Here is a 3,249-nt window from a genome sequence, read left to right as displayed (position 1 = left end):
AGCAGGCGTCATCCATTGCGCGTCGAAACCCTGCTTGGCGAATTGCGCCTGCAGGTCCGCGCGCCCCAGTACCTGGCCCAGGGCCGAACGCAGCGGCAGCATTTCGGTGGCGCGCAGGCGCGGCACCAGTTGGTCGATGAAGGCGCGGGCCTGCTCGACGGGCAGGGCGCTGGGGTCGTAGCCGCTGATGCACGACGCAATGGAAGCAAGGCTGGGGGGCAAGGGGCGGGTCATGGCTGGAGTTGCTGCAGTTCGGCCAGGGTGTTGGCGCCGGCAAAGGCCTGCGCGTCGTCGAAGCACACCTCGACGCAGCGGTGCTGGCTGGTCCAGGTGTCGATCTTGCGCTGTCCACCTTGCAGGAATGCCAGCAGGCTGGACAGCAGCGAGGTTTTCATCAGGCAGAACACGGGCTGGGTGCGCAGCGCGCCATTCTGTCGTGTGGCCGCCATGGCGATGTCGGCGTCCTGGCTGGCCAGGGCTTCGGCCAGGCGTTCGACCAGGTCGGCGGGAAAGCGCGGGCAGTCGCAGGGCACGGTGGCCAGGTAGGCGGTTTCGCAGCGTTCCAGCCCCACGGCCAGCCCGGCCAGGGGGCCGGCGAAATCAGGCAGGTTGTCGGGCCATACCGGCACGCCCATGGCTTCGTAGGCGCCCAGGTTGCGGTTGGCGTTGATCATGCACGTGCCCACCTGCGGCGACAGCCGCAGCAAGGCGTGCACGGCCATGGGCATGCCCAGGTAGTTCTGCAGGCCTTTGTCGACGCCGCCCATGCGGCTGCCGCGCCCGCCCGCGAGTATCAGGCCCGTGATGTCGGTTTTGTCGATCATAAGACGCGAGAAAAAACGCCGCGCTCAGCATCGCGGTATGGCGGCCAGTATAGACGACCCCCTCTCCTCTTCGAGCGGGGCCTGCGCGGTGGTGTGCGGTGGCGCAAATGCCTCTGCTAACATGGCTCGACGCGGCCGCGGTGGCGGCCTTTGCCATTGTTGACGACTTCTCCATACCAGGCCCCCATGGTCGCTTCCGAAACCTTGTTGCAGGCCTTGCAGGCCGTAATCGACCCCAATACAGGCAAGCCGCTGGCCGGCCCCAAGGCGGTCAAGAATCTCCAGATCGACGGTGCCGATGTGGCCTTCGATGTCGAGCTGGGCTATCCCGCCAAAAGCCAGGTTGCCGCGCTGCGCGGCGAACTGATCGCCGCCGCCAAGCGCGTGCCCGGCGTAGGCAATGTGTCGGTCAACCTGCGCTCGGTCATCGCGCCGCATGTGGCCCAGCGCGGCGTGGCCCTGCTGCCCAATATCAAGAACGTGGTCGCCGTGGCCTCGGGCAAGGGCGGGGTGGGCAAAAGCACCACCGCCGTCAACCTGGCCCTGGCGCTGGCCGCCGAAGGCGCGCGCGTGGGCCTGCTGGACGCCGACATCTACGGGCCCAGCCAGTCGCTCATGATGGGCATAGCCGCGCGCCCGCAAAGCGAAGACGGCAACACCATGGAACCCCTGGAAAACTACGGGGTGCAGGTCATGTCCATCGGATTCCTGGTGGATGCCGACGAAGCCATGATCTGGCGCGGGCCCATGGCGGTGCAGGCGCTGGAACAATTGCTGCGCCAGACCAACTGGAAAGACCTGGACTACCTGGTCGTGGACATGCCCCCCGGCACCGGCGACATCCATCTTTCGCTCAGCCAGAAGGTGCCCGTGACCGGCGCGGTCATTGTCACCACCCCGCAGGACATCGCCTTGCTGGACGCCCGAAAGGGGGTGAAAATGTTCGAAAAGGTCGGGGTACCGATCCTGGGCGTGGTCGAAAACATGGCTATGCATGTCTGTAGCCAGTGCGGCCATACCGAACACATATTCGGCGCGGGCGGAGGCAAGACGATGGCGGCCGACTACAACCTGGCATACCTGGGCGCCCTGCCGCTGGACATCAATATCCGGCTGCAGGCCGACAGCGGCCAGCCCTCGGTGGTGGCCGACCCCGACGGCGAAGTCGCCGGCCTGTACAAGGCGGTGGCCCGCCAGGTGGCCGTGTCCATCGCCGCCATGGCCAAAGACCATTCCTCGAAGTTGTCGGCCATTTCCATCAGCCGGGCAAGCTAGGGGCTGCCATGAGCGACACCCTGCCCCTGACCCTGGACGTGGCCGTGGTGATGCGCAAGGAACGCATCACCGGGCCCATGAGCCAATGGCAGGAATGGCGCTGGGTGCTGGACGACGTGGTGGCCAACGAAGACACCTTCGGCACCGCCGCGCGGCTGCTTTATCAAGACCACTCGCAGGAACGCTGGCTGCATCCCGGCTACACCGTGCGGCTATTCAAGGACGATGCCGAAGGCTACGTGCTGAACGCCACCACGCCCGCGCCCTGCTGGTTCGTGCTGTGGCGCATGCACGATGCCGGCGACGGCGGGGAACCGCGGGCCCGCCCCGAGATTGTCACGCTCAGCTACCATGATGCCGGCCGCTGGCTGGACGCGCAGGAAACCGTCGAGCAGGTGCCGGCGCCGCCCGTCATCGTCGACTGGCTGAACGCCTTCATCGCCACCCACTATGTGCCCGAGCCCAAGCGGCGCAAGCGCCCGGCCAGCTTCCAGTCGCTGCAAGACCGCTTCGGCAATCCGGCTTCGGTGTCCACCACCAAGAAATTCCGCGGCGAGGGTGGCTCATGACCGACTCCGAACACGACGGCTTCCTGCACCGCTGGTCGCGGCGCAAAACCCAGGCCCGCGCGGGCCTGCCCGCGGCCGACGAAGCGCCGGCCGACCCGGCGCAAGGCGGTGAGCATGCGTCCGATGGCACTGGCGCCGCCAGCCAGGGCACATTGCCGGCCGTCCGCCAGGCCGCGCCCGAAACGCCGCCGTTGACGCTGGACGATGTGCGCGCCCTTACCGCCGATTCCGATTTCTCGCCGTTCGTCGCCGCGCGGGTCGCGCCGCAGGTAAAAAACGCGGCGCTGAAGAAGCTGTTCTCCGACCCCCATTACAACGTGATGGATGGGCTGGATGTCTATATAGACGACTATTCGCGCATGGAACCCCTGCCGGCGCCGCTGCTGCGCCGCCTGGCCAGCGCGCGCGCGCTGGACATGTTCGAGCCCGATGCCGATACCGGGGCGGAAGTGCCGCAAGCGACACAGGGCTTGCCTCCGCCGGCAGATCCGCAGGGCACGCCGGCGGAATCCAGGCGTCCAATCCATTCCCCGCTGCTGCGGCCCCGGGTCCGCGCGATGATCTCGCGCTTCAGGTCGGGC

4 protein-coding genes and 1 pseudogene are annotated in these 3,249 nt (G+C 67.3%); 3 read left to right on the top strand and 2 right to left on the bottom strand.

What is annotated here, in order from left to right; genetic code table 11:
* Together LPZ50_RS23470 and mobA are read right to left on the bottom strand one after the other, a co-directional pair.
* Window positions 1-234, bottom strand: a pseudogene (locus LPZ50_RS23470) (hypothetical protein); the annotation flags it as partial.
* Window positions 231-824, bottom strand: a complete 594-nt coding sequence (gene mobA, locus LPZ50_RS23465) for a molybdenum cofactor guanylyltransferase MobA (protein ID WP_230665271.1) — start codon at window positions 822-824, stop codon at window positions 231-233. The pseudogene LPZ50_RS23470 and the gene mobA, both read right to left, overlap by 4 nt.
* Window positions 825-1,010: 186 nt before the next feature.
* On the opposite strand from mobA, the gene apbC reads away from it, so the two are divergent.
* The 3 genes from apbC to LPZ50_RS23450 form a co-directional block, all read left to right on the top strand.
* Window positions 1,011-2,099 (top strand): iron-sulfur cluster carrier protein ApbC, encoded by a 1,089-nt coding sequence (gene apbC, locus LPZ50_RS23460; RefSeq protein ID WP_230665270.1) that lies wholly within the window; start codon window positions 1,011-1,013, stop codon window positions 2,097-2,099.
* A gap of 8 nt (window positions 2,100-2,107) precedes the next feature.
* The gene (locus tag LPZ50_RS23455; RefSeq protein WP_230665269.1) at window positions 2,108-2,668 is read left to right on the top strand and encodes a DUF3305 domain-containing protein; all 561 of its coding nucleotides are present in this window, start codon (window positions 2,108-2,110) and stop codon (window positions 2,666-2,668) included.
* A partial coding sequence (locus LPZ50_RS23450; RefSeq protein ID WP_230665268.1) for a DUF3306 domain-containing protein occupies window positions 2,665-3,249 on the top strand: 585 nt, incomplete at its 3' end. The genes LPZ50_RS23455 and LPZ50_RS23450, both read left to right, overlap by 4 nt.

Origin of the sequence: Bordetella petrii (assembly GCF_020991325.1) — a bacterium.
GTDB lineage: Bacteria > Pseudomonadota > Gammaproteobacteria > Burkholderiales > Burkholderiaceae_B > Bordetella_A > Bordetella_A petrii_E.
Note: the sequence above shows the minus strand (reverse complement) of the source record. Positions and strands in the feature narration are given on the sequence as shown.

What these genes read in the sequence shown, in the direction of transcription:
- mobA (WP_230665271.1), bottom strand. Translation starts at nt 824, where the DNA reads ATGATCGACAAAACCGACATCACGGGCCTGATACTCGCGGGCGGGCGC.
- apbC (WP_230665270.1), top strand. Translation starts at nt 1,011, where the DNA reads ATGGTCGCTTCCGAAACCTTGTTGCAGGCCTTGCAGGCCGTAATCGAC.
- LPZ50_RS23455 (WP_230665269.1), top strand. Translation starts at nt 2,108, where the DNA reads ATGAGCGACACCCTGCCCCTGACCCTGGACGTGGCCGTGGTGATGCGC.